This is a genomic window from Nocardiopsis chromatogenes YIM 90109 (assembly GCF_000341185.1).
GTDB classification, from domain to species: Bacteria; Actinomycetota; Actinomycetes; order Streptosporangiales; family Streptosporangiaceae; genus Nocardiopsis_A; species Nocardiopsis_A chromatogenes.
On the sequence record NZ_ANBH01000172.1, the window covers coordinates 1 to 23,680 of the forward strand.

Below are 23,680 nucleotides of genomic sequence, written 5' to 3' on the forward strand. Positions count from 1 at the left end.
AGGCCGTGGTGCTGTCTGAACCCGTCGGCACCGCGCCGCGCCGGGTGGTCTGAACGCTGTCGGAACCGGCGAACATGCCCTCTCACTTCTCGTCGACATACTCATGTGCCCCGATCAGTGGTCGAAGACCGCCGGTAACCGTTTGACCGGGGCGCCGATCAGCCGGGCGCCGGATCGCGGTGCAGAGCGCGCGGATCCTCCTCCGGCACACCCCGCCCCCACCGGCCCTTCGGCGTGCGGACCACCCGCCCCGACGCCCCGACTCTGGCGCACCCGGCCCGTACGCACCGACCGCGGGCGCCCCTCGCCGTGTCCGCAGCAGGTTCAGAGACTTCCCATCAATGATCTATGGGCCGGTCGCCGACGACGTGCTCCTGGGAACGTGCGGCACGTTCATCGACGAGCGGGGGCGCCTCCGACAGAGGGCGCCGTGGCGCGGCCGCACCTTAGGGACGGCAGGCAGCAGGGCCGTTCGGGGCGCCCTCCCCGCACGGCCCTGCCCGTTCTCCCGGACCCGCCGTCCCGACGCCGGTACCCGGGGGGCAGCCCCCCGGGTACCGGCGTTCCCGGCGCCTGACGCGCTCGCGCTACGCCGGGCCGATGAGCGCGGCCACCGCCGCCGCTGCCGCGGGGTGGCGCCCGACCAGGGCGGCCGCCTCCTGGGCCCCCGGAGAGGCGTCCCCGCCCTCCCCGGCCCCCGGGCTCGACCACACGCCCTCGACCCCCAGGACCGCCGCCACGGCGTCACCGGAGGCCCGGTGGCGGTCCAGCAGCTCGGCGGCGGGGCCGCCGCCCCCGGACCCGGGCGGCGCCGCCCCGGGCCCGTCGCCGCCCGGCCCCTGCGCCCGAGCCCACGGCGGCGTCCAGGCGTCCAGCGCCCCCAGCCTGCCCGGGAACGTGCGCCCGGCCTCGCGCACCAGCGCGGCCATCATCGGCCCCGCGTCCTTGCGCAGCGTCTCCACCAGGACCGGCAGCCACGGCAGCAGCACCCGGTCGGGCAGCCGCGCGAACGCCTCGGACACCGCCTCCACCACGAACGGCGCCAGCTCGGGCACCGGCCCCAGCGCCTGGGCGAACCCGCTCAGGTAGCGCGGGTAGGACGGCACCACCAGCGGGTTGTCCAGCAGCTCCGCGCAGCGCGCCCGCAGCTCGTCCCGGGTCAGCGCCCCGAGCCGGTGGCGGGCCGCCCACAGCAGCGCCACCTTGGCCGCGTCCTCCGGGTGCGACTGCGCCACCGCCAGCTCCAGCTGGTCCCGGTCGCACCCCAGCGCCAGCGCCGTGCTCTCCAGGGAGAACAGGAACGACAGCATCGCCGCCACCTGCCCGACGCCCGCCTCCTCCTCGGCGAAGGCCCGCGGCAGCAGGGTGCAGTAGTGCGCGTACCCCGCCTTCACGAACGCCTCGCACCAGGCCGGGAGCCCCGCGCCGGTGCCGCGGAAGTGCGCCACCAGCGCCCGGAAGCGGCGCAGCACCTCCGGGGCGCCGTCGGCGGTGCGCTCGGAGGCCAGCACCTCCACCGCCCGCCGCCCCAGCTCGGCCACCAGGGCCGGGGAGTCCAGCAGCACGATGGCGTCCTCGGCCGCCGCCAGCACCGAGGCGGCGGTGGCCTTGGGGTCCCAGGCGGCGCGCCGCAACCGCTGTTCGAGCACCTGCTCGACGGTGACGCCCTCATACCCCAGCTCGATCAGCGAGCGCTGGTCGCGGCCGAGCGAGACGTCCCAGCTCTCCTGGACCGACCGGTCGCCCAGGGCGCACGCCCCGGCGATGGGCCGCACCGCATCGCCCAGGACCCGCCGCAGCCGCCACAGCAGCATGGAGGCCGGCGCCAGCTCCGGTTCGGCCCGCAGGTCGATGAGGATGCGCTGCACGGTGCGCTTGCCCAGGTCCACCCCGAGCGGCTCCAGGCGGTCGGCCACGTCCCGGGCCAGCGGCGGCATCGAGTGGTAGCCCACCGATCCCACCCGGTCCCCGCCGAGCAGGATCTCGCACAGCCGCCGCACGTCCCGGCGGCCCGGCACGGTGTCCTTCTCGATGCAGGTGACCGCCGCGTCCTGGAAGTCGTAGGGGGTGGGGCGGGCCCGGTCGCGCATCCCCGCCAGCAGCACCGAGGTCTCATAGACCGCGATGGCGTCGGCGGTGCTGGAGGCGTACCCGTTGCGCCGGGCCAGCCGCACCAGGTCCACGCACCAGGTACGCAGCTCCGCCTCGTCGAGCGGGTCCAGCTCCGGCGGCGCGGACAGGAACCCCGACAGCCGCCCGGGGTCGGGGGGCGTGGGCACCGCCGCGGCGGGCGCGGCCGAACGCCCGCCCGCCGCCCCCGTGCCCTTCTGGCCCTTGAGGCGGAACGGCCGCACCGTCCGCGCCGACACGTGTTTGGACCAGGTGGCCGAGGCGACCGACACCGCCCCCTGGGCCAGGGAGAACTGGGCCTCGATGGCCGAGTTGCTGGAGGGGATGAGCCCGTACAGCCAGTCGGTGCCGGTCGGCGGCGGGATGGTGAAGCCGCCGTCCCCGGCGGTGGAGGAGGCCTCCTGTACCGGGCTGGCGGAGTGGAAGGCGCCGCACACGAACACGCTGTCGGCGGGGTCGGTGCCGGTGGCGGCCAGGTGCTCGCGGATGCGCCGCCACATGTGCCGCTCGCGGTCCTCGTCCACGGCCAGGCGGGCGTTGCGCGGCGACAGGCGGCGGAACAGCCCGCCGATGGCCACCATGACCTGGCGGTAGGTGTCGTGGTCGGCGCGGGCCAGGGGCTGTTCGACGTACTGGTCCCACCACTCCGACCAGTGGCGCACCCGGCCGCGGTGCAGCAGGTGCTCCTCCAGGTCGGCGAAGCGCGGGCGCAGGTCTCCGATCTCCACGCCCACGGCGCCGCCGTGCAGGCCCGCCGCCTCGGCGGCGCCGTCCCCGGACCCGCCGCCCTGTTCGCCGCTCTCGCCCTCGGGACCGGCCTGGCGGGCCGCGTCCCACTGGAAGACCAGGTCCACCGAGCGGTCCACCGCCACCAGCTCCACCCCCGGGGTCTCCAGGGCGTAGGCGATGGCCTGGTACTCGGCCGAGGCCTCGGTGATGGGCGCGATCACGCTCAGCGGCCCGCCCTTGGAGGGCAGGCCCTCAGGCTCGGAGGCGAAGGCCTGCAGCGCCACGGGCAGCTTGCAGTTGCGCAGCTCGTCCAGGAGCGGGGCCAGGTCCTCGCACAGCTCCACGAAGACCGCCTTGGGCCGCTTCTCCCGCAGGCGGCGCGCCATGGCCAGGGCCGCTGCGGGGGAGTGGTGGGCGACGGGGAAGACCTCCACCGGCTCGCGCAGCGCCCGGTCCACGTCGTCGACCATCCCGGCCAGGATGTCGGCGGCCGCGCCCGGCGCCCCGGCGAACTCGTCGGCGGCCTCCCGCAGCCGCTCGCGCAGCGGGGTGAAGGGGGCGGCGCCCGCCGGGGCGCCGCCGTTCGCGGCGGCCGTGCTCACGACAGGGCCTCGATCGCCTGCTTGCCGCCCTCCAGGAACTCCTGCCACGGCCCCGCCCCGTCCTCGTCGGCGCCGCGCGGCTCGACCACGCCGTGCCAGAACTTGTTCAGGATGGCCAGGTCCTCGGGGGTGCGCCGGGCCAGCGAGCCCACCAGGGACCCGGCCAGCGTCCGGGCGCGCAGGGTGCTGTCGCCGAAGAAGTGGCTGTGCAGGATGGCGTCCTCCAGCACGCCGATCTGCTCGGCGGTGGACAGCGCCGACTCCAGGCGCTCGTCGTCGCCGGAGGCCGCCGCCGAGGCGGCGCGCAGGTCGGTGAAGCTCTGCAGCAGCACGTCCAGCAGGGACGGCGGCACCTCCAGGGAGATGTCGTGCCGCCGCAGCAGCTCGGTGGTGCGGAAGCGGACGATCTCGGCCTCGCTGCGGCGGTTGGAGACCACCGGGATCTTCACGAAGTTGAAGCGCCGCTTCAGCGCCGAGGACAGGTCGTTGACCCCCTTGTCGCGGCTGTTGGCGGTGGCGATGACCGCGAAGCCGGGCTTGGCGAAGACGGTGTTGTCTCCGCTGTTCAGCTCCGGGATGGACACGTACTTCTCCGACAGGATGGAGATGAGGGCGTCCTGCACGTCGCTGGTGGAGCGGGTCAGCTCCTCGAAGCGGCCGACGGCGCCGCGCTCCATGGCGGTCATGATCGGCGAGGGGATCAGCGCCTCCCGGGACTGGCCCTTGGCGATGACCATGGACACGTTCCAGGAGTACTTGATGTGGTCCTCGGTGGTGCCCGCGGTGCCCTGCACCACCAGGGTGGAGTCGCCGCAGACCGCCGCGGCCAGCAGCTCGGCCAGCCAGCTCTTGCCGGTGCCGGGGTCGCCGATGAGCAGCAGGCCGCGGTCGGAGGCCAGGGTGACGATGGCGCGCTCGACGAAGGTGCGGTCGCCGAACCACTTCTGGGAGATCTCGCGGTCCAGGCCGTCCCCGGGCTCGGAGCCCAGCACGAAGGCGCGCACCATCTTGGGGCTCAGCCGCCAGGTGAACGGCTTGGGGCCGTCGTCCACCGACTCCAGCCAGGCCAGCTCCTGTGCGTACTCGACCTCGGCGGGGGCGCGCAGCATCTGGTCGGTCATTGAGGGGTCCACTCCTAGCCGAGAAAGTTCTTGAGTTCGAAGACGAGCTTCTTGACGTGCCCGGAGAGCACGGGGGTTCCCATGTCCTTGAAGCGCTGCCGGAACCACGGGTTGACGCTCTGGCGGCCGCCGCTGGTCACCGACCCGACGGGGATGAAGCGCACGCCCGAGCGGTGCAGGGCCTCCATCCCGCCGAACACCGTGCGCTCGTTCCACTCGAAGAAGTCCGAGATCCACACCACGACGGTGTTGCGCGGGTCGGCGATCTTGGGGCGGACCTGCTCCAGGGCCGCCGTGCCGTCGGTGCCGCCGCCCAGCCGGGTGCGCAGCAGCGTCTCGAAGGGGTCGTGCACCCAGGGGGTCAGGTCCAGGGCGCGGGTGTCGTAGGCGACCAGGTGCACGTCGACCTTGGGCAGCCCGGCGAAGATGGAGGCCAGGATGGTGCAGTTGACCATCGAGTCCACCATCGAGCCCGACTGGTCGACCACCACGACGAGCCGGGCGGGCTCGATCCGCTTGGCGGTGCGCCGGTAGTACAGCCGGTCCACGTAGAGCCGCTGGTCCTCAGGGCTCCAGTTGGGCAGGTTCTTCCAGACCGTGCGCTGCAGGTCCAGGTTGCGGAAGACCCGCTTGGGCGGCACCGAGCGGTCCACGGTCCCCGAACCGGCCTGCGCCACCTGGGTGCGCAGCACCTCGGCCACCTCGTCGACGTAGCGCCGGATGAGCGCCTTGGCGTTGGCCAGGGCGGTGCCCGACAGGTTCGACTTGTCCCGGAGCAGCTGCTCGATGAGCGGCATGCTCGGGGTCAGGCGGGCGGCCAGGGCGTCGTCGGCCAGGACCTCGCGCAGCCGCATCCGGCGCACCAGGTCCCCCTCCAGCCCGCCCAGCGTCCCGGCCAGGCCGCCCGCCTGCGGGCGCCCGCGCATCGACCCGGGGGCGTGCCCGTAGGCCTGCTCCAGCCACCCGGCGTCGGACTGCCAGGACGTCAGCTGCTCGGCGGTGACGTTGCCCGAGCCGGTGGAGAACACGTTGAGCAGGAGCTTGGACATCAGCGCGGCGCGGCGCACCTCCTGCTCGCCGACCGGGGCGTCCGGGGCGGGTGCGCCCTCGGCGCCGTCCCCGGCGACCTCGGAGAGCCCCTCCAGGTCGGCGGCCAGCTCGGGGAAGCGCTGCACCAGGGAGTCGACGCTCACCCCGGGGTCCATCACGGCCGGGGGCAGGCCGACGGCCTCGGCCGCGGCCACGCTCGCCGACTCCAGGGCGGGCTGCTCCTCGGCGCCGGACAGGCGGGCCAGCAGGCGCCAGTACAGCACCTGGCGGCGGTTCTCGTGCGGGTCGGGGCGGCCCGCCCCACCGGGGGGCGGCGGATCGGTCGGGGCCATGCTCACCTCCTCAGCAGCTTCCCGGCGCGCTCGCGGAGCGTGCCCAGCGGGTCGGACTTGCGCAGCGCCGAGGCGGACTTGGGGTCGGTGGGGCCCAGCGCCCAGTCGGCCGTGTGCGTCTGGCCTGCCGGGGCCTTCTTGGCGGCGACCCCGAGCAGCTGCACCGACCACTGGCCGGCGTCCCAGCGCATCAGCCCGATGCAGGCGCCGGAGGAGGCCGCGGCCTTCACGTCGAGCGAGGAGCTGTCGGGGCTGCGCAGCAGCGACACCGGCAGGCGCGCGCCGTCCAGGTCGAGCGCCAGCCCGGGGACGGGCCCGGTCGTCCTCTTGGCGGCGTAGCCCTCCAGCAGCACCGGCTCGGCGATCCGCGCCGGGTGCCGCTCCAGGGCGGGCACGGCCGGGGCGGCGGCGCCGGACAGGTGCAGCCGGGCCGCGGTGAACCGGTCGGCGGGCTCCCCCTTGCGGGCCCGGTCGTCGTGCCAGACCAGGTCGCCGCCGTCGAGCAGGGGCATGCCCTCGACCTCGAGGGCACGGTGCTCGGCGAGCGCGCCGAGCAGCGCCGCGTGCTCGGCCACCAGCCCCCACACCGACTCGCGGGTGAGCACGTCGACCTTGAGCGCCGACACCGAGGTCCGCACCAGCCGGGCGGGCCCGCCGCCGGAGGGCTCCAGCAGGGCGTGGACCTGGACCTGGAAGGCGGTGGGGTGCTGGTGGAGGTCGGCGCCCAGCGGCAGCAGGCGGCCGGAGACCTCCTCGGCGGGGGCGCCGGGCCAGGCGGGGAAGGCGTCCTGGGCGAGCAGTACCGCGCGGGCCCACAGGTCGCCCCAGCGGCGGGCCGGGGGGTCCTGGTCGCCGGAGAGGGGGCAGTGGGCGCGCAGCTCGGCGCCGAGCCCGTCGAGCAGCACCGCCAGCCGCCGCCGGGCCGGGTCCTCCAGCAGCGGGGTGAGGGCGGCGTCGGCCCCGGCGGCCAGGTCCCGGTCGACGCCGCGCCACCCGGCCACGGCCAGCTCGGTCAGCCAGGCGCGGGCGCCCTCCAGTTCGGGGGCGGGCGCGGCGGCGGGCGCCGCAGGGGCGTGGGCCTCGGCGCGGGTGCGGCCCAGCGCGGTGTCCAGGACGGCCAGGAGGGCGTCGTGCACGGCCCCGGTCAGGGCGGTGCGGGCACCGGCGAGCGCGGCCAGGGAGGCGGCGGAGACCGGCCCCGACCCCACGGAGGAGACGGCCTCGCGCACCGGGGCGGCCAGGGGCGAGGAGCCGGTGGCCGCGGCGAGGTCCCCCAGCGCCCGGGCGCCCTCGGCGCCGGGGCGGGCCAGGCCGTCGGTCAGGACGGCGTCCAGGCCGTCGGTGAGCTCCAGGGCCTCGTCGACCCCGGGCGGGGCGGAGGCGAGGAGCCCGGTCAGGGCGGCGGGCAGCATCAGGCGGACCTCCCCGCCGGGAACCAGTGCATCTCCGGGATGGGTGCGGTGGTGCCCGGGTGCTCCAGGTAGGACAGGTAGCGCAGGAAACGGGTGAAGACCACGCCGGTGGGGCCGGGCTCCACCGGGCCCTGCAGGCCCATGAGCGCGTCCTTGGCGTCCTGGCCCGCGTCCATCCGCAGGTAGGCGGCGACGCGCTCGGCGCCGTAGTGGCGGCAGGCCTCGTCGATGAGCGAGCGGATGTGCTTGCAGGGTGCGCCGCGCAGGCCGCCGCAGGGGCGGTTGTTGTTGGTCGCGCAGCTCAGGGTGCGGGAGTCGGCGGAGACGGAGGACACGTAGACGCGCTCTCCGGCCGATCCGCTGGAGACCACCCCCTGGACCCGCCCGTCGGCGAGTTCGACGTAGGGGACCTTGCCGAGCCTGCGGCCGTGGACGGTCGGGACCATCGACAGCACGCTCGCCGGTCCGGGGTCGTGGGGAGCCACGGCATCACCTTTTCGGGGGGAGGGCATGTTCGGGAGGGCCGATGGAGGGTCCGGAACGGCGGTGCCGGGCCGGTCGTCGATCGGCGATGGTGTATTTCTATCGGCTCCCGGTGACAGAAACGGGGGCGAACGGGGAGCGGGAGTCCCGATGCGGCAGACGGTGCCGTCGCCGCCGGGCCGTTGCGGCCGACCGCTGCGCCCGCCCGCGCGCGCACCCGAGGCCGGGGTGTGGCTGGACGCCGACCCTTCCCGGCAACGGCCGCCCGCACGCGCGCACCCGACTACGCGGCCGTCGGGTGCGTCCTGCTGCCCCAGGGGGCGGGGTGCCCGGCGCCCCTCACGGGGACGTCAGAGCCGCGCGGGCGCACGGGAGAGCAGGTGGGAGGTGAAACCGGCCTCGACCAGGCCCGCGAAGGCCTCGCGGACCGCGGGCGGGATGTCCACCGGAGCGCTCCACCCCCGTCCCGGGTAGACCGCCAGGCGCTGCAGGTCGCCGACGAGGAACGCCACCAGCTCCTCGGGCAGGTGGGCGTCGTCGGTGTAGCCCTCGTAGCCGCCGCCGAAGGCGTTGAACGTCCACTCGGCCTCGGGCCAGTTGACCGCGGCGGCGGCCAGCGCGCGGCGGGCCATGTAGGGCTTGGCGGTGGCCACGGCCGTGCGCACCCGGATGCCCCGCCTCCGGCACAGCGCGCGGGCGCAGCCGAAGTTCTCCCCGGTGTTGGTGGCCCGGTCCTCCAGCAGGACCGCCTCCTGTGGCAGCCCCGAGGCTTCGGCGAACACCTCGGCCTCCGGGCGCGCCCACCGGGCGTGCCCGTCGCCGCCGCCGGTGCGCCGCCCCCGGTCGCCGGAGAACACGACGAGCGGTGCGGCGCCCTGCCGCCAGAGGCGGGGGGGGGGGGGGGGCCCCGGGGNCGGCGTGGTGGGCCACGCGGACGTCGTGGCTTCCCAGGGCGAGGATGATGTCGCCCTTGACGTCCTCGGCGGCGGGGGCGGTGTGGAAGTCCCACAGAATCCTCGCCCACGCGTGCTCCCGCGTCCCCACGGCCGGCGCGTGGGCGTTCCCGTCCTGCTCCACAGAGTCCACGGCAGGCACCCTAGCGCCGCGGCGCCGCGCCCGCAGCCGCAGGGACTCCCGCCGTGCGGGGCGGGCCCGCCCCGCCCCTCTCCGGATGCCCGTGCTCCGCGCGGCCCGGGAGGAGGACGTCCCCCCGGGCCGCTGCCGCTGCGGGCATCTGCCGCTTGTCGGTGGGGCACCAGGGAGCGGAAGGCGCTCCGGGGAGGGTGGTGCCCCTCCGTCGGCGGGTTCCGTCCCGCCGCGGTCGTCCAAGTCCAGCGCCCCGGGACGGCGCGGCGCAAAGGTTGCGGAGAGTTGCATCGGTGCGGCGGTGTGTCACGTCGCGTCCGTGTGCCGGTTCTCCCGCACCCGCCTCCCGGGCCTGCTTGGAGCGGGCCGGGGCGGGGGGATTGGGCCCCGCACGGGCCGGGGGACGGTCCCGGCCCGCGTCGGGGCCCGTCCTGGGCGGACGCTTCGGGTGGTGCTCGGTGCGGCCTGCCGGGGCGACAGGCGGCCGACCCGTCAGATGCAATTGCATCGAACGCCCAGGAATCTAGCGGAAAGAGAGGAATCGGGGCGATGAGTCACGTTCCGTAAGGGAACCGAAAGGACGGTTTCTTGAACGCGCTGGGTGAGGCGGCGCCTACGGGGGTGGAGGAATCGCCGGTTTCGGTCGACGAGCCGGTCACCGGGGGTAGTGGCGCCACGGGTGCGCCGGGCGCGGGGCGGGGGTGGAATGACCGGATCAGGCCAATCTGCACCTCCCGGGTTTCACGTGTAACGCCGCAGGTCACAGCGGTAGTGCATACAATGCGTAGCAACGGTCGGAATGAGGGGCGTCCCGGCCGGAAGGCTCTGCCGCCGCACGCCGGTGCGCCCCGCCCGAGGCGCACACCCGCGGCCGCCCCACCGGCCGCACCGCGGCCGCGACCGTCGCCGGGACGTATTCATGCGGGCCGCGGTGAGCACGGCGCACGAGGCGCGCGGCCACGGGCCGCAGATGTTCCGGGAAGCGCCCCCTGGCCCGGCGCCGCGCAGGGGCCCGTCCATCCGGGCACGCGAAGGCCCCGCCGGGCAGGAAGGAAGGGCTGCCCGGCGGGGCCTCGCAGGAGGGACGGCCCCTCAGCGGTGGGCCGTCCCCGTCTGTGCGGTCATCCCGTGAGCAGGGTCAGGTCCCACTGCGACAGGACCGGGTTGAGCGGCTGGAAGTAGGTCTGCCCGCCGGAGGTGCAGTTGCCCCAGCCTCCGGAGGTCACACCCTGGGCCTGGGTCCCGCTCAGCCACGAGCCGCCTGAGTCCCCGCCCTCGGCGCAGGCGCTGGTCTGGGTCAGCCCGCGCACGGCGCCCTCCTCGTAGTTGACGGTCCGGTCCTTGGCCTGGACGGTCCCGCAGTGCCAGCCGGTGGTCTGGCCGGAGCGGCACACCGAGGCGCCGACCGCGGCCTCCTGGGAGCCGGTCACCGTCACCGCTCCGCCGCTGTGGTCGCTGACCTGCGGCACGGGCGTGAAACCGGGCGCGGTACGGACCCAGGCGGCGTCCTGGCCGGGGAAGACCGACTCGGCGACCGTCCCGGTCCGCGTGCTGCCGGGGGCCTCCTGCCAGGTGCTGCTCCCGGCCTCGCCGCAGTGCCCGGCGGTCACGTAGCCGCCCTCGACGGGGATGCCGACCGAGCAGACGTACCAGCCGCCGGCCTGCTCGAAGTAGTAGGGCGTGCCGCCGACGATGTCGGCGAGGGGCTGCGGCGCCGCGGCCTCCTCCTCGACGCGCACGGCGTCGGCGGGGACGCCCGCGGCCTCGGCGAAGGACTCCGCGGCCGCGGCTTCACCGGCGGCGGCCGCGACGACGACCGTGTCGGCGGCGGTGTCGGCGTACCAGCCGTGGACCTTGGGCCCGGCCTGCCCGGCGGCGGCGTCCAGGGCGTCCATCACCTCGCCGAGGCCCTCTTCGCCCCGGGAGACGACCTGCGGCTCCGCGCCGGNACCTGGACCGTCAGGGTCTCGGTGGCGATGTCGAAGACGGCGCCGCCGAAGTCCTCGCCCAGCTCGTCGCGCAGCTCGGCCTCGGTGGCGCGTGCCCGGGCCTCGGCGTCCAGCAGGTCGTGGGCCTCGGCCTCGGTCAGCCCGAGGTCGCGCTCCATGGCGTCGATCTGCTCGGGGGGAGCGGATGGGGCGGGGGAGTCGGCCTGGGCCGCCGTGGCGGTGGCGGGGAACAGGCCGAACGCCAGGGCCGCACCTGCGAGCAGGCGCAGCGCGGGGGATGTGCGGGGGAAGTGTGGCAACTCGGTGCCTTTCCAGTCGCGGGGGAACCGTGCGGGTGGGCCTGCGCCGAGCGGGGGCGCGGCGGTCAGTCCCCTCCCGTCCGCGCCGTGTGGGGCGGCGCGGTACCGGTGCTCGGCGGGCGTCCGCCGAACGGGAAGGGAATTTAGGCCGAATGCGAGGTGCGCACCAGTGCGTCACGTTCGGTGAACTAAACGGACGGAAGGTTTCCATATGACGGAACGTGAACGACTGTAAAGTTGAATCATGAAATATCCGTCTTGATGGCGACGGATGATCGCGTCCCGTGAGGCCCGGCCGTGGTCCGGGCGGGGCGGAAGGGAGTGATGTGGCCGTATGCGGTCAATGTGGCCGCTGTGTGTTTGCTGTGCGACGGTGCAGGTCGCAGACGTGGTGTGCGCGGTGCGTAGTCGACCCGGATTCCCGCCGCCGTCGGCGCGGACCGAATCGGCGGAGGGCGGCCCGTTAGGGCGCCGATGCGTCCTTCGCTTTCGGGGAGGCCGGGACCGGAGGGGAGGCGGCAGACCCGGGCCGCTGAACGTCGGTGCTGGAGCTGTACCGGCTCCGGTGGGACCTGGACGAGGTGGCGGTCGAACACGGACCGGTTCCGGGTGCCGCACGCCCGCACCCCGGACATGGAGACGGCCGAAGGGGGGCTGGGAGGGCGTCGCACTCCTGGCGGGGTGATCGGGGTAGGCCCCGGGAGGGCGGTGAGGGGCGGTTTGCCCCCTTCGAACGGGGGTACTCGGCAACGGACGGCGACCGAGGTCACACCCGTGCGCCTGAGCCAATCGGGTTCCGGTCGGAGCCTTTCAGTGCCAGTGGCTGGGCCGATGGGGTGCGGTGGCACTCGGGTCGGCCTCATTGGCTCCTTGCGGGCATCCCGAACCCTCCTTGTTGGGTGCGGCGGCCCCTCCCTTTATGGAACCCACTTCGCCGAACAGAGGTGCGCGAAGAGGGCTCCCGGGTAGGCTGGACTCATGACAGCACCGCTGCCGGACTGGGTCATCCCGCCGCCCGAGGGGTTTTCGGCGGACGAATTCCTGCGGATGCCCGGGCTTCCGCCGCACACCGAGCTGATCGATGGCAGCCTGGTTTTCGTGAGTCCGCAGAGGAAATGGCATTCCAGCGTCGTCGACCGCTTTCGGGGCGAGCTTGACGCCCAAGTGCCCGCGGGATGGCGGGCCGACCGGGGGATGGCGTTGAAGGTCGGCGTCCGCCAGGTCCCCGAGCCTGATGTCCTCGTCGTGCGGGAGGCGGCGTTCTTGGCCCTGGACCCGGACACCTTCTATGTCCCCGAGGACGTCCTCCTCGTCATCGAAGCGGTCTCCCCGGATTCGGAAGACCGCGATCGCGAGACGAAACCGGCAAAGTATTCCCGGGCCGGAATTCCCCATTTCTGGCGCATCGAGGAGGCCGACGACGATTCGGCCGTCGTCTACACCTATGATCTCGACCCGTCGACGCGGTCCTATGGTCCCTCCGGTATCCACCACGACCGTTTCAAGGCCTCTAGCCCGTTCCCGCTCGACATCGACCTGAAGGAGATCCGCCGGAGGAGGGCGCGCTGACCGGCGCCGTGCCGTGCGGCCGGGGCCGCGCCCCGGCCGCTCCGGTCAGGCATCGCAGGGCAGCGGCCCGCCGGTGAACGCCAGGGTGTCGGTGAACGCGGCGATCATGTCCATCCGACGCCCCTCGGCCTCGGCGTAGGCGCGGTGCAGGTTCAGCACGATCCGCTCGGCGTCCGGCCAGGACGCGAACTCGCCCAGGTCGACCCCGCGCGCCGCCTCCAAGGGGCCGGCGCCGTCCTCGCGGCCCCGCTCGGCCGTCCGCGCCACGAACGCGTAGTACCGCTCCTGCTCGGCCAGGGCCTCGGCGATCCCGGTCCCCTCCAGCAGCGCCCCGTGGCCCGGCACCAGGTGGTCGGCGTCGAACCCGTCCAGCCACTCCACCGCCCGGCGCGCCCCCTCCAGCGACCCCATGAAGATCAGCGGCGTCACCTGGTTGAACACCAGGTCCCCGGCGTAGAGCACCCGCTGCTCGGGCAGCCACACCACCGCGTCCCCGGGGGTGTGCGCGGTGTACCCCGGGTGGCGCACCTCGGCCCGAACCCCGCCCACGTGCAGGGTCAGCTCCTCGCGGAAGGTCAGCTCCGGCGGGCGCCGCACCGCGTCCGACCAGTCGGGCATCGGCTCCCACACCTCCGGCACGCCGTCGAAGAACGGGTCCTCCACGATGCCGTCGCGCGCCTTCTCCTGGGCGGCGATCACCGTCTCACCGGGCAGCAGGTGGTTGCCGTAGGTGTGGTCGCCGTGCTGGTGGGTGTTGACCGCCAGCCGAACGGGTGCGCCTCCGGTGGCCTCGGCCGCGGCCTCCAGGAATCGGAGGGTGCGCGCGGAGGACACGCAGGTGTCGACCACCATGGACGGTGAACCGTCCTGCGCCGAGACGAGCCCGGCGTTGTTCACCCACCACCCGCCCTCGGGCTGCACCCAGGCGTAGGCTCCGGGAACGATCTCCTCCAGCGACGCGTCGGCGACACCCACGTGCCCCACCAATCCCACTCGGTTCGGCCCGGTCCGGCCGCGGTTCCGGGGCCGGAGCCTACCCCCGCCCCCGGGGTGCGCGGGCGGGGGACGCCGGTCAGGCGGCGGATTCGGGGGTGAAGCGTACGGGGAGGCTCAGCGGGCCCCGCATGATGCCCTCGGGGATCCGGGGCGGCTCCGCGTCGGGCTCCTCGGCGGCCATGTCCGGGAAGCGGGTCAGCAGCTCGCGCAGCCCGATCACGGCCTCGGCGCGGGCCAGCGGCGCCCCCAGGCAGTAGTGCACCCCGTGCCCGAAGCTCAGGTGGCGCGCGTCCTTGCGGGCCACGTCCGCCTCCGCGCCGTCGGCATCCAGGTTGGCCGACCCGAGGGCGACCAGGACCGCGTCGCCCTTGGCCACGCGCCGACCGCCCAGCTCCATGTCCTCGGCGGCGAACCGGGCGGGCGTCAGCTCCACCGGCGCCTCGGTGCGCAGGAACTCCTCGACCGCGCCCGGCAGCAGGTCGGGCTCGGCGCGCAGCCGGTCGGCCTGGTCGGGGCGGCGCAGCAGCACCGCCAGGGCGTTGCCCAGCAGGTTGACCGTGGTCTCGTGCCCGGCGATCACCAGCAGCACGGCGGTGCCCAGCAGCTCCTCGTCGGACAGGCGCCCGTCGTGCTCGTCGTGGACGGAGATGAGCGCGCTGAGCAGGGCGTCGTCGGGGGCGCGGCGCTTGTCCTCCAGCAGCTCGGCCAGGTAGCGGTTGAGCATGATGCCGCCCTCGATCCGGTCGCCGCCGGTGACGCCCATCGCCTGGTTGGACCACTCCTGGAACTCGTCGCGGCGCTCCTCGGGCACCCCCAGCAGCTCGGAGATGACCGTCATCGGCAGCGGGCGGGTGTAGTCCAGCACCAGGTCGGCGCGGCCCTTGGGGGCGATGCGGTCCAGCAGGCCGCGGCAGATCTGCTCGATGCGCGGCTTCAGGCGCTCGGTGCTGCGCGGGGTGAACGCCCCGGAGACCAGCTTGCGCAGGCGCGTGTGGTCGGGCGGGTCGGCCATGAGCATGTTCCCGGCGAATCCGGTGCCGGGGCGGTAGGTGTCGGGCCGGATCGCGGCGGCCGCCGGGTCCTTGAGCAGACCGGGGTGGTTCAGGGCGCTGCGCGCCAGCTCGTGCTCCACGACCACCCACCCCTGGGTCCCGTTGGTGAAGCGGGCCGGGTGGATGGGTCCGCGCTCGCGCAGTTCGGCGAAGCGGGCGGGGGAGTCGGGCTTGAAGCCGGGGCCGTCGAGGATCGGCGGCTTCCCGTCGGCGGTGCCGGTGTTCTGGTCGTGCGCGGACATGGGGTCCAGGTCCTCCTGGCGGGCTTTCGGGGCCCGGCGCCGCGGCGCCGGGGAGGGGCGTGGTGGGCCCTACCCCGGATGCGGCGGGGGGGGGCCGGGGGGGCCNNNTGGCGACCGCATCCGGACGCGCCCCGGGGCGGGCCGCCCTACGGGGCGGGGAGGGGACGCGTCCGCGGCGCGCCGTCGCGGGGGCGTGTCGGTGCCGCGGGGTACCCTTCGCCTCCCCGGTCCCCAGTGACCCGTGCGAGGAAGGGGCGGCAGGACGATGTGCGGACGCTACGTCAGCGCGCGGAACGACCACGAGCTGCGGCTGCTGTTCGACGTGGAGCGGCGCGTGGGCGAGGCGCTGGCCCCCTCCTACAACATCGCCCCCACCCAGCACGTGCGGATCGTGCGTGAGGAGGCGGGCGGCGACGGCGGGGCGGCCGTGCGCGAGATGCGCAACGCCCGGTGGGGGCTGCTGCCGGTGTGGGCCAAGGACCGCCGGATGGCGTCACGGCTGATCAACGCCCGCTCCGAGACCGTCACCGACAAGCCCGCCTTCCGCGCGGCCGCGACGAGGCGGCGGTGCGTGCTCCCGGCCGACGGCTACTACGAGTGGCAGCGCACCGACGGCGGCAAGGTGCCCTACTACCTGCACGGGGCCGAGGAGGAGGCGCTGGCCTTCGCCGGGCTCTACGAGCGGTGGGCCGACCCCGACGCCGGCGGCGACGACCCGGACCGCTGGGTGTGGACCTGCACCGTGCTCACCCGGCCGGCCTCGGACTCGCTGGGCCGCATCCACGACCGGGCACCGGTCGTGCTCCCGATGGACATGGTCGGCGACTGGCTCGACCCGGAGACCAGCGCCAAGGAGCGGGTGCGGGAGATCCTCGACGCCGTCCCCGAACCGCACCTGGTGCCCCGGCGGGTGGGCGGGGCGGTCGGCTCCCCGCGCAACAACGACCCCTCGCTGCTGGCCGAGGTCGGCTGAGCCGGGCCGCGGACGGGGCGGAGGGCACAGGACAAGGGGCGGTTCCCAGGGGCACCCCTGGGAACCGCCCCTCTTCGCCAGTCGGACCGGGCCCCGGCGCCGGGCCCCTCAGCGCGCGTGCGCGGGCTCGGCGGCGCCCGGCACCGCCTGCGCCCCTGTACCCGCGCCCCCGCCGGAAGAGCGCCGGTCCAGCAGACCCGAGACCAGCGCCAGACCCAGGCCGACCACCGCCAGGCCCGCACCCATCAGGTTCGGCGCGGTGTACCCGTACCCGGCGGCGATGACCAGCCCGCCCAGCCAGGCGCCGGCCGCATTGGCGATGTTCAGCGCCGCGTGGTTGAGCGCGGCGGCCAGCGTGGGGGCGTCCGCGGCGGCGTTCATCAGCCGCATCTGCAGCGACGGGATCAGCGCGCTCCCGGCGAACCCCAGCAGGAACACCGCGGCCACCGCGGGCGCCTTGTACGAGGCGACCGCGTGCATGAGCAGCAGCACGGCGGCGATCGCGGCCATGCACACGTACATCGTCGGCATCACGGACCACCGGTCCGCGGCCCGGCCGCCGACCAGGTTGCCCAGGGTCATGCCCACCCCGTACACCGCCAGGATCAGGGTGACCGCGCCCGCGCCGAACCCGGCGACGTCGGTCATCATCGGGGAGATGTAGCTGTAGGAGGCGAACATGCCGCCGAACCCGACCGCGCCCACCGCCAGCGCCAGCCAGACCTGGCCGCGCTTGAGGGCGCCGAGCTCGGCGCGGACCGAGGTGCCCGGGTGCGGCTTCTGCGAGGGCACCCAGGCGGCGAGCGCCAGCAGCGTCACCACGCCCACGGCCGTCACCAGCAGGTAGGTGGCGCGCCAGCCGAAGGCGTGCGAGACGGCGGTGCCCAAGGGAACGCCCACGATGTTGGCCACGGTCAGCCCGGCGATCATCAGCGACACGGCCTGGGCGCGCCTGGTGGCCGGCACCAGGGACGCGGCCACCACCGCCCCGACGCCGAAGAAGGTGCCGTGCGGCAGGGCGGTCAGGAACCGCGCCACGAGCAGGAACTCGAAGTTCGGGGCCACCGCCGAGGCCAGGTTGCCCAGGGTGAACGCGCCCATCAGCGCCGACAGCAGGTGCTTGCGGTCCACCCGCGCCCCCACCGCCGCCAGGACCGGCGCGCCGATCACGACCCCGAGCGCATACCCGGAGATCATGTACCCGGCGGTGGGGATCGAGACGCCGTAGGACTCGGCCACTTCGGGCAGGATGCCCATGGCCACGAACTCGGTGGTGCCGATCCCGAAGCCCCCCAGGGCCAGGGCGAGCAGTGCGATGGGCAAGGCGCTCCCTCTCTCGGGTCGTCGGATGATGGGGCACGACATGCCCCTGGCCCAGCCAACACCCTTCGCGTGCGCAGCGCTTCCGTTTGGCCGGGATCGGCGGTGTGAGAGTCGTCGCGCCCGGAGGGCCGCCGGGTCACACCCTGGTCCCGCCCGCGTGCACCGGGCGCCTGTAGGTGAGGCGGCGCAGCAGCGCCTCGGCGGGGCCGGGCCGTCCCGCGCGCTCCAGGGCCTCGGCGGCGGCCACCGTGGTCAGCCAGACCGCCGTGGCGAACAGCGCCATCGCCGCGCTCCCCATATGGGCGCCCAGCCCCAGCCCCCACGCGGCGAGCACGGGGGCGAACAGTAGCGAATGCGCCATATAGCCCGACAGCGACCGCTTGCCCAGCGCTGCGACCGCCCCGGCCGCCCGCCCGGGGCCACCGCGCGCCGCGATCCGGTGCGCCGCCAGGGTGAACAGGGCCGCGTACCCCAGCCCGCACAGGAGCCCGGTGGCCGACTGCAGCGCAGGCAGCGGCCCCTCTTCGGCGACCGCGGCCGGGGCCGCCTCCAGGAGGCCGACGTGCGCCAGCGCCGAAGGGAGCCCGCCCAGCCAGCCGACCGGCACGCCCACGGCCGCCGTCCAACCCAGCAGCCGCAGGTGGCGGCCGGGCTCCTCCAGCACCCGGTGGCGCGCCGCCCACATCCCGGCCGCCATCGCCGCCACGCTGGTCACCCCCAGAAGCGAACCGGCGGCGGTGACGAACAGCCAGGTGGTGATGCGCGTCCGGGCGGCGGCCGCCCAGTCGGCCTCACCGGCGGCGTAGAAGTGGGTCGAGGGGGCCTCCGGCGGCACCGGCGAGGGGATCCCGGTCAGCCCCTCGGAGGCGATGGCCCACAGGCCCTGCACGGCGGGGACGGCGGCGGCCAGAGTGAGCACCGCGGCCACGCCCAGCAGGACCCGGTCGGAGCGGCGCACCAGCAGCCAGGCCAGGATGAGCCCGGTGACGCCGTAGGCGCCGACGATGTCCCCGGCCATGAGCAGGGCGGCGTGGACGGCGCCGAAGGCGACCATCCACAGGCTCCGGCGGGTCAGCAGCAGCGACGCGGCGCGGCCGGAGGCGCCGTGGGCGACCTGGCGCTCGTACAGGCGCATCATCCCGTAGCCGAGGAGGAACGCGAACAGCGGGTAGGCGCGCAGGTCCAACGCGGTGATCATGGCGAACTGGACGGCGCCGTCCAGGGGCGTGCCGTCGACCGGGTGCCAGCCGGAGGGGCCGTGCTCGGCCGCCCACAGGTGGAAGGCGGTATTGGAGAGCACGATCAGCAGCAGCATCGCGCCCCGGGCGAGGTCGGGCGCCAGCGCGCGCTCGGGGGCGCTGACCGGCCCGCGCGGGGGCGGGGCGCCGTCCCGCCCGCCGTCTCGCGGGCCGCGTGGTTCCTTCGGGTCGGGCGCAGGTGATGGAGCGGACATGGCCCTGACGCTAGGAACGCGGGCCGCCGCGGGGCATCGGGCGTCGGTATCGGCCTGTGCGTCGGCGGACCGACGACCGCGCCCGGCGGTCGGCCGAAAGTCGGATGGGCCCCCGAGCGGTTCACCGAACGCCGTTCGGTAGGGTCGGAGCACCCTCCCACCCCCACTGCGCCCCGGCAGGCGCGGGAAAGGCGGCCACATGAGCACTGCCACGCACGGGATCGACCCGGCCCTGGCCCGCAAGACCTGGGCCTCCCTGGAGAGCTACCACTCCGGCGCCTACTTCGCCCCGGAGGTCCAGAAGAACTACGAGGACCTGGGCGCCCACCCGCGCCACTCCTACTTCGGCGGCCGGGCGGCGCCGATGGGGGCGGTGTCCGCGGAGGCGGTCATCGCGACCTTCTACAACTTCTGCCCGCGGCTGGTGCGCCAGGCGGTGCCCGCGGTCTGGGAGGCCGCCTCCCCGGAGGCCTACCTGAAGGCGCGGCTCGACGGAATGGACGCCGCGCTGCGGCGCGTCCTCGGCGACCGGGTGGACTCCGCCGAGATGCGCCGGGCGGCCGAGCTGGCCCGCACCGCGGCCGAAGCGGCGGCCGAGCGGCTGGACGGCCGCCCGCTGTTCGCCGCCTACGCGGCCCTGCCCTGGCCCGAGGAGCCGCACCTGGTGCTGTGGCACGCCCAGACCCTGCTGCGCGAGTTCCGGGGCGACGGCCACATCGCCCTGCTGGTGGCCCAGGGCACGAGCGGGCTGGAGGCGCTGGTCGCCCACGCGGCGGTGGGCAACCTGCCCGTGAAGTTCCTGACGGTGAGCCGCGCCTGGCCCGAGGAGGAGTGGGACGCGGCGGTCGAGCGGCTGCGCGACAGGGGCCTGGTGCGCAAGGACGAACTGGCCCTGACCGACGAGGGCGCCGAGCAGCGGGCCGAACTGGAGGCCGCCACCGACCGGCTGTCGGCGGCGCCGTACGCGGCCCTGGGCGAGGAGGGCTGCAGGGAACTGGCCCGCCTTGGGGCCCCGCTGGCCAAGGAGGTGGGCGAGGCCCTGCTCCCATGGATGAACCCGAAGAGGTAGGGGCGGGAGCACGCCTGGCAGCCCGAAGCCTCGCGCAAGGGCCGGGACCCGCCCCGGAGGGGGCGGCCCGCCGGAAGGCGCTCCGGCGGGCCGCCGCCCGCGCGGCACCGCGCGCACGCGGACTGAGATCGTTGACGGGAAACCCTGTATCGGCTGCGGACACGGCGAGGAGCGCCCGTGGCCGGGGCCTGTGGGCCGGGGTGTGCCGGAGGGGCCGCGCGCTTGGGGCCGCGATCGGGCGCGACCGGCTGATCGGTGCCCCGGCCGAGCGGCCGCCGGTGGTCTTCGGCCACTGACCGGGGCACACATATCCCATCAACGATCTGAGCGGGCCGCTGTCCGGTCTCCTTTCACCCGTGCGGTTCTCCCTCGCCCCGGGCGGCCCCACCCGGTGTCTCGCCCGATCCGGGCGGCGCGCAGCGCCGGAGCCGCGGGGTCCGGGAAGCGGTCGTGGCCACCGCGCTTGCGCAGGTCGCCGGGGATTCACCGGTCACCGCCCGCTCTGAGTGAGACGGAAGACCGGGCGGACGGGCGCCGCCTCCTCCCGCCGACACTCGTCGGCAGGGGTCGGGCCCTCAGGCCGGAGGGGACTCCGACAGCCGCGCGGCCGCCCGCACCAGGCCCGCGACCGCCGGGGAGCGGCTGTGCGCGGGCCACGCGACCACCGTCGTCACCGGGGGCGCATCGACCACCGGCACGGCCTCCAGCGCGTCGCCCAACTGGGAGCGGACCGACGCCGGCAGGACCGCCACCGCGCGGCCGAGCGCGACGAACTGCAGCAGTTGCGCGGGCTCGCGCACCTCGGGGCCCGGCCCCGGCGGGTACGAGCCGTCCGGGCCGGGCCAGCGCGGCAGGGGCAGATCCGGCAGAGCCTCCAGGTCGGCCGTGGCCACCTGCGGGCGGTCGGCCAGGGGGTGCCCCGCGGGGACCACCGCGACCTGCCCCTCCGTGCGCAGCTCCTCGGTATCGAACCCGGCCGTCCCGTCGAAGGGGCGGTGCAGCAGCGCCACGTCGGCCCGTCCCTCGCGCAGCAGCCGCTCCTGTTCGCCGATCCCGCACAGCACCACGTCGACCGGGACCGCGCCGGGGTCGGCGGCATAGGCCTCCAGCAGCCCCGCCAGCAGGTCGCCGGTCGCCCCCGCCTTGGTCGCCAGGACCAGGGCGGGAGGCCCGGCGGCCGCCCGGGCCGTGCGCAGGGTCCGGCGCTCGGCGGCCTCGACCGCCGCCAGGGCGGCCCGCCCCTCCCGCAGCAGCACCGCCCCGGCCGCGGTGAGGGACACCGTGCGCCCCGACCGCTCCAACAGCGCCGCACCGAGGCGCCGTTCGAGCCGCTGGATCGCCCGCGACAGCGGCGGGGGGGGGGTGCCCNCTGTGCGATCCCCAGCCGTTCGGCCGCCCGGCCGAAGTGCAGCTCCTCGGCCACCGCGACGAAATAGCGCAACTCCCGGGTCTCCACGCCGCCACCGTATCCGAGCCCACCGGTACCGATACCCGTGCGGTATCGGCGCCCACCCGATCGGTGTTGGAACCCTGCCGGGCTCCGGGGCCAGGATCGGCCCCATGGCCGAACAAGGTAATGGACAGACCGTCGCGCTGGTGACCGGCGCGAACAAGGGGATCGGGTACGAGATCGCGGCGGGGCTCGGCGCGCTCGGGTGGAGTGTGGGCGTGGGAGCCCGCGACGCCGGACGGCGCGAGCGCGCCGTGGAGAAGCTGCGCGCCGACGGCGCCGACGCCTTCGGCGTGCCGCTCGACGTCACCGACGACGCGGACGCCGAGGCCGCGGCCGACCTGATCGAACGGCGCGCCGGGCGCCTGGACGTGCTCGTCAACAACGCCGGTGTGACCGGGGGAGCGGCACAGATGCCCACCACCGCCGACCTGGAGGTGGTGCGGTCGGTCGTGGAGACCAACGTCATCGGCGTCATCCGGGTGACCAACGCACTGCTCCCGCTGCTGCGCCGATCGCGGGCGCCGCGGATCGTGAACATCTCCAGTGGTGTGGGCTCGTTGACCAACCAGTCCACACCCGGTGCCGAGACGGGGCCGATCGCCGTCGCCTACGCCCCTTCCAAGACGTTCCTGAACGCCGTCACCGTCCAGTACGCCAAGGAGCTCCAGGGCAGCGGCATCCTGGTCAACGCCTGCTGCCCCGGCTTCACCGCGACCGACCTCAACGGCCACCGGGGCGTGCGCACGCCGCAGCAGGGGGCGGCGATCGGCATCCGGCTGGCCACCCTGCCCGACGACGGGCCCACCGGTGGGTTCTTCAACGACGACGGGGTGATCCCCTGGTGAGGGGGCGGCCGCGGGCGCGGCGGACCGGCTCGGGCGCCTGACATCGCCGAGCGCCGCCCGAGCGCCGCCCGGGGCCGACGCGGAGCGCCGCCGGTCTGCCGTACCGCCGCCGAAAGCCGACCCCCTCCGGCCGCGCCACCGGAACAGGAAGAGCCCGGGGCCGGTTGGCACGGGGGAGTGCGCAACCGGGCGGAAGGGGCGGGTGTGGAGCCGAACGCGGACATCGACGTGGCGGTGGTCGGAGCGGGGCAGGCGGGGCTGGCGGTCGGCTACCACCTGCGCCGCACCGGGCTCGGCCACCTGCTGCTCGACGACCGCTCCCGCCCAGGCGGGGCCTGGACCGAGTACTGGGACTCGCTGCGCCTGTTCTCCCCGGCCGAGCACAGCCCCCTGCCCGGGTGGTGGATGCCCGAGCAGCCGGGCGAGCCCTTCCCCACCGCCGACCACGTCGTCCGGTACCTCTCCGACTACCAGGAGCGGTACGCCCTGCCCGTCCGGCGCCCGGTGCACGTGCGGGCGGTCCGCCCCGACGGGGACCGCCTGGCCGTGGAGGCGCGCACCCCTGACGGCCCGCGGGTGTGGCGCGCCCGCGCAGTGGTGAGCGCCACCGGCACCTGGCGGCGCCCCTACACCCCCGACCACCCGGGACGGGACCGCTTCGGCGGGCTCCAGCTCCACGCCGCCGACTACCGGCGCCCCGACCCCTTCGCCGGGATGCGGGTGGCGGTCGTGGGCGGGGGCAACTCGGCGGCGCAGATCCTCGCGGAGCTGTCGCAGGTGGCCGACACCCTGTGGGCCGCCCGGCGCGAGCCCCGCCTCATGCCCGACGACGTCGACGGCCGGGCGCTGTTCGACGTCGCCACCCGCAAGGCGGCGGCACGCCGCGAAGGGCGGGAGGCCGACGGGGTCGGCGCCCTCGGCGACATCGTGATGGTCCCGCCGGTGCGCGAGGCGCGCGACCGCGGCGTGCTGAAGGCCCACCCGATGTTCGAACGCCTGACCGAACGCGGGCCGCGCTGGTCGGACGGCCAGGAGTGGGAGTGCGACGCGGTGGTCTGGTGCACCGGCTTCCGTCCGGAGCTGGAGCACCTGGCACCCCTGGTGGCGCCGGGCGGCGACGGGGCCGTGCCGACCGAGGGCACCAGGCTGCTCGCGGACCCGCGCGTGCACCTGGTCGGCTACGGCGACTGGACGGGCCCGGCCTCGGCCACCGTCATCGGCGCCGGAATGTCGGCCAAGGCCGCGGTGAAGGAGATCAAGGCCCTGCTGACACCCTGAAGGGCTGAGGGAGGGCGACCGCTTCTGGGCCCCACCGGGCACCGGGCCGGTACCTGCGGGGCCGGAGTCCGGCTTCCGGGCCCCTGGTGGAGGCATCCTGTGCGGCGGAATCGCCGCTTGTCGGGCGGTCTGGTGTCGATTCCACCGCGCAGCTTCACCGAAGCGCCCGTCCTGCCCGGTATGCGGCCGCCAACGGCGTCCGCTGGAGTGGTGGAACCTCTGCCGGTTGCGGGC

The 23,680-nt window shown here is 75.2% G+C and carries 17 protein-coding genes and 2 pseudogenes; 5 read left to right on the forward strand and 14 right to left on the reverse strand.

Features of this window, described 5'->3' with window-relative positions:
* Positions 1-587: 587 nt before the first annotated feature.
* From D476_RS0117920 to D476_RS33700, 7 genes are all read right to left on the reverse strand, one after another.
* Positions 588-3,461, reverse strand: coding sequence for a DUF5682 family protein (locus tag D476_RS0117920; RefSeq protein WP_017625311.1), 2,874 nt, complete (start codon positions 3,459-3,461; stop codon positions 588-590).
* The gene (locus tag D476_RS0117925) at positions 3,458-4,582 is read right to left on the reverse strand and encodes an AAA family ATPase (RefSeq protein ID WP_017625312.1); all 1,125 of its coding nucleotides are present in this window, start codon (positions 4,580-4,582) and stop codon (positions 3,458-3,460) included. The genes D476_RS0117920 and D476_RS0117925 overlap by 4 nt, the downstream gene beginning before the upstream one ends.
* Before the next feature lie 14 nt (positions 4,583-4,596).
* A complete protein-coding gene (locus D476_RS0117930) occupies positions 4,597-5,964 on the reverse strand; it encodes a VWA domain-containing protein (protein ID WP_017625313.1) in 1,368 nt (455 codons plus the stop codon).
* A gap of 2 nt (positions 5,965-5,966) precedes the next feature.
* Entirely contained in the window at positions 5,967-7,376 is a 1,410-nt protein-coding gene (locus D476_RS0117935; RefSeq protein ID WP_017625314.1) for a hypothetical protein, read from the reverse strand.
* A complete protein-coding gene (locus D476_RS0117940) occupies positions 7,376-7,822 on the reverse strand; it encodes a hypothetical protein (RefSeq protein ID WP_040726584.1) in 447 nt (148 codons plus the stop codon). Before D476_RS0117940 ends, D476_RS0117935 begins: the two co-directional genes overlap by 1 nt.
* A 387-nt stretch (positions 7,823-8,209) precedes the next feature.
* Positions 8,210-8,716 carry a YdcF family protein gene (locus tag D476_RS33695; protein WP_017625316.1) on the reverse strand — a complete coding sequence of 169 codons (507 nt, stop codon included), beginning with the start codon at positions 8,714-8,716 and terminating at the stop codon, positions 8,210-8,212.
* Positions 8,717-10,066: 1,350 nt separating this feature from the next.
* On the reverse strand, positions 10,067-10,840 hold the full coding sequence (locus D476_RS33700) for a S1 family peptidase (RefSeq protein WP_338036246.1): 774 nt from the start codon (positions 10,838-10,840) through the stop codon (positions 10,067-10,069).
* 1,331 nt (positions 10,841-12,171) lie between these two features.
* On the opposite strand from D476_RS33700, the gene D476_RS0117955 reads away from it, so the two are divergent.
* Positions 12,172-12,762, forward strand: a complete 591-nt coding sequence (locus D476_RS0117955) for a Uma2 family endonuclease (RefSeq protein ID WP_017625317.1) — start codon at positions 12,172-12,174, stop codon at positions 12,760-12,762.
* Between the two features lie 45 nt (positions 12,763-12,807).
* Here D476_RS0117955 and D476_RS0117960 read toward each other — a convergent pair whose 3' ends face one another.
* On the reverse strand, positions 12,808-13,737 hold the full coding sequence (locus tag D476_RS0117960) for an MBL fold metallo-hydrolase (RefSeq protein ID WP_152529378.1): 930 nt from the start codon (positions 13,735-13,737) through the stop codon (positions 12,808-12,810).
* A gap of 97 nt (positions 13,738-13,834) precedes the next feature.
* Complete coding sequence (locus D476_RS0117965) at positions 13,835-15,052, reverse strand: cytochrome P450 family protein (RefSeq protein WP_017625319.1); 1,218 nt, start codon at positions 15,050-15,052, stop codon at positions 13,835-13,837.
* Between the two features lie 265 nt (positions 15,053-15,317).
* On the opposite strand from D476_RS0117965, the gene D476_RS0117970 reads away from it, so the two are divergent.
* Positions 15,318-16,025 (forward strand): SOS response-associated peptidase, encoded by a 708-nt coding sequence (locus D476_RS0117970; protein WP_017625320.1) that lies wholly within the window; start codon positions 15,318-15,320, stop codon positions 16,023-16,025.
* A 108-nt stretch (positions 16,026-16,133) separates the two neighbouring features.
* On the opposite strand, the gene D476_RS0117975 is transcribed toward D476_RS0117970, so the two are convergent.
* Entirely contained in the window at positions 16,134-17,348 is a 1,215-nt protein-coding gene (locus tag D476_RS0117975) for an MFS transporter (RefSeq protein WP_017625321.1), read from the reverse strand.
* A gap of 136 nt (positions 17,349-17,484) precedes the next feature.
* Complete coding sequence (locus D476_RS0117980) at positions 17,485-18,663, reverse strand: DUF418 domain-containing protein (protein WP_017625322.1); 1,179 nt, start codon at positions 18,661-18,663, stop codon at positions 17,485-17,487.
* Between the two features lie 337 nt (positions 18,664-19,000).
* Between D476_RS0117980 and D476_RS0117985 the strand changes: the two genes are divergently transcribed.
* Entirely contained in the window at positions 19,001-19,870 is an 870-nt protein-coding gene (locus D476_RS0117985) for an SCO6745 family protein (RefSeq protein WP_017625323.1), read from the forward strand.
* A 575-nt stretch (positions 19,871-20,445) separates the two neighbouring features.
* Here the strand turns inward: D476_RS0117985 and D476_RS33705 are convergent.
* The 3 genes and pseudogenes from D476_RS33705 to D476_RS39925 form a co-directional block, all read right to left on the reverse strand.
* Entirely contained in the window at positions 20,446-21,150 is a 705-nt protein-coding gene (locus D476_RS33705) for a LysR substrate-binding domain-containing protein (protein WP_017625325.1), read from the reverse strand.
* Positions 21,151-21,171: 21 nt separating this feature from the next.
* Positions 21,172-21,219, reverse strand: a pseudogene (locus D476_RS40145) (hypothetical protein); the annotation flags it as partial.
* Between the two features lie 53 nt (positions 21,220-21,272).
* Positions 21,273-21,326: pseudogene (locus tag D476_RS39925) on the reverse strand (hypothetical protein); the annotation flags it as partial.
* A 104-nt stretch (positions 21,327-21,430) separates the two neighbouring features.
* Between D476_RS39925 and D476_RS0118000 the strand changes: the two are divergent.
* Both D476_RS0118000 and D476_RS0118005 read left to right on the forward strand, forming a co-directional pair.
* Positions 21,431-22,168 carry an SDR family oxidoreductase gene (locus D476_RS0118000; RefSeq protein WP_026123618.1) on the forward strand — a complete coding sequence of 246 codons (738 nt, stop codon included), beginning with the start codon at positions 21,431-21,433 and terminating at the stop codon, positions 22,166-22,168.
* Between the two features lie 204 nt (positions 22,169-22,372).
* Positions 22,373-23,446 carry an ArsO family NAD(P)H-dependent flavin-containing monooxygenase gene (locus tag D476_RS0118005; RefSeq protein WP_026123619.1) on the forward strand — a complete coding sequence of 358 codons (1,074 nt, stop codon included), beginning with the start codon at positions 22,373-22,375 and terminating at the stop codon, positions 23,444-23,446.
* Positions 23,447-23,680 lie beyond the last annotated feature (234 nt).

Excerpts from the sequence above, each read along its gene's own strand:
- D476_RS0117970 (WP_017625320.1), top strand. The coding sequence starts at position 15,318 with ATGTGCGGACGCTACGTCAGCGCGCGGAACGACCACGAGCTGCGGCTG.
- D476_RS0117940 (WP_040726584.1), bottom strand. The coding sequence starts at position 7,822 with ATGGTCCCGACCGTCCACGGCCGCAGGCTCGGCAAGGTCCCCTACGTC.
- D476_RS0117930 (WP_017625313.1), bottom strand. The coding sequence starts at position 5,964 with ATGGCCCCGACCGATCCGCCGCCCCCCGGTGGGGCGGGCCGCCCCGAC.
- D476_RS0117955 (WP_017625317.1), top strand. The coding sequence starts at position 12,172 with ATGACAGCACCGCTGCCGGACTGGGTCATCCCGCCGCCCGAGGGGTTT.
- D476_RS0117925 (WP_017625312.1), bottom strand. The coding sequence starts at position 4,582 with ATGACCGACCAGATGCTGCGCGCCCCCGCCGAGGTCGAGTACGCACAG.
- D476_RS0117980 (WP_017625322.1), bottom strand. The coding sequence starts at position 18,663 with ATGCTGCTGCTGATCGTGCTCTCCAATACCGCCTTCCACCTGTGGGCG.
- D476_RS0117935 (WP_017625314.1), bottom strand. The coding sequence starts at position 7,376 with ATGCTGCCCGCCGCCCTGACCGGGCTCCTCGCCTCCGCCCCGCCCGGG.
- D476_RS0118000 (WP_026123618.1), top strand. The coding sequence starts at position 21,431 with ATGGCCGAACAAGGTAATGGACAGACCGTCGCGCTGGTGACCGGCGCG.
- D476_RS0117965 (WP_017625319.1), bottom strand. The coding sequence starts at position 15,052 with ATGTCCGCGCACGACCAGAACACCGGCACCGCCGACGGGAAGCCGCCG.
- D476_RS33700 (WP_338036246.1), bottom strand. The coding sequence starts at position 10,840 with ATGGACGCCCTGGACGCCGCCGCCGGGCAGGCCGGGCCCAAGGTCCAC.
- D476_RS0117985 (WP_017625323.1), top strand. The coding sequence starts at position 19,001 with ATGAGCACTGCCACGCACGGGATCGACCCGGCCCTGGCCCGCAAGACC.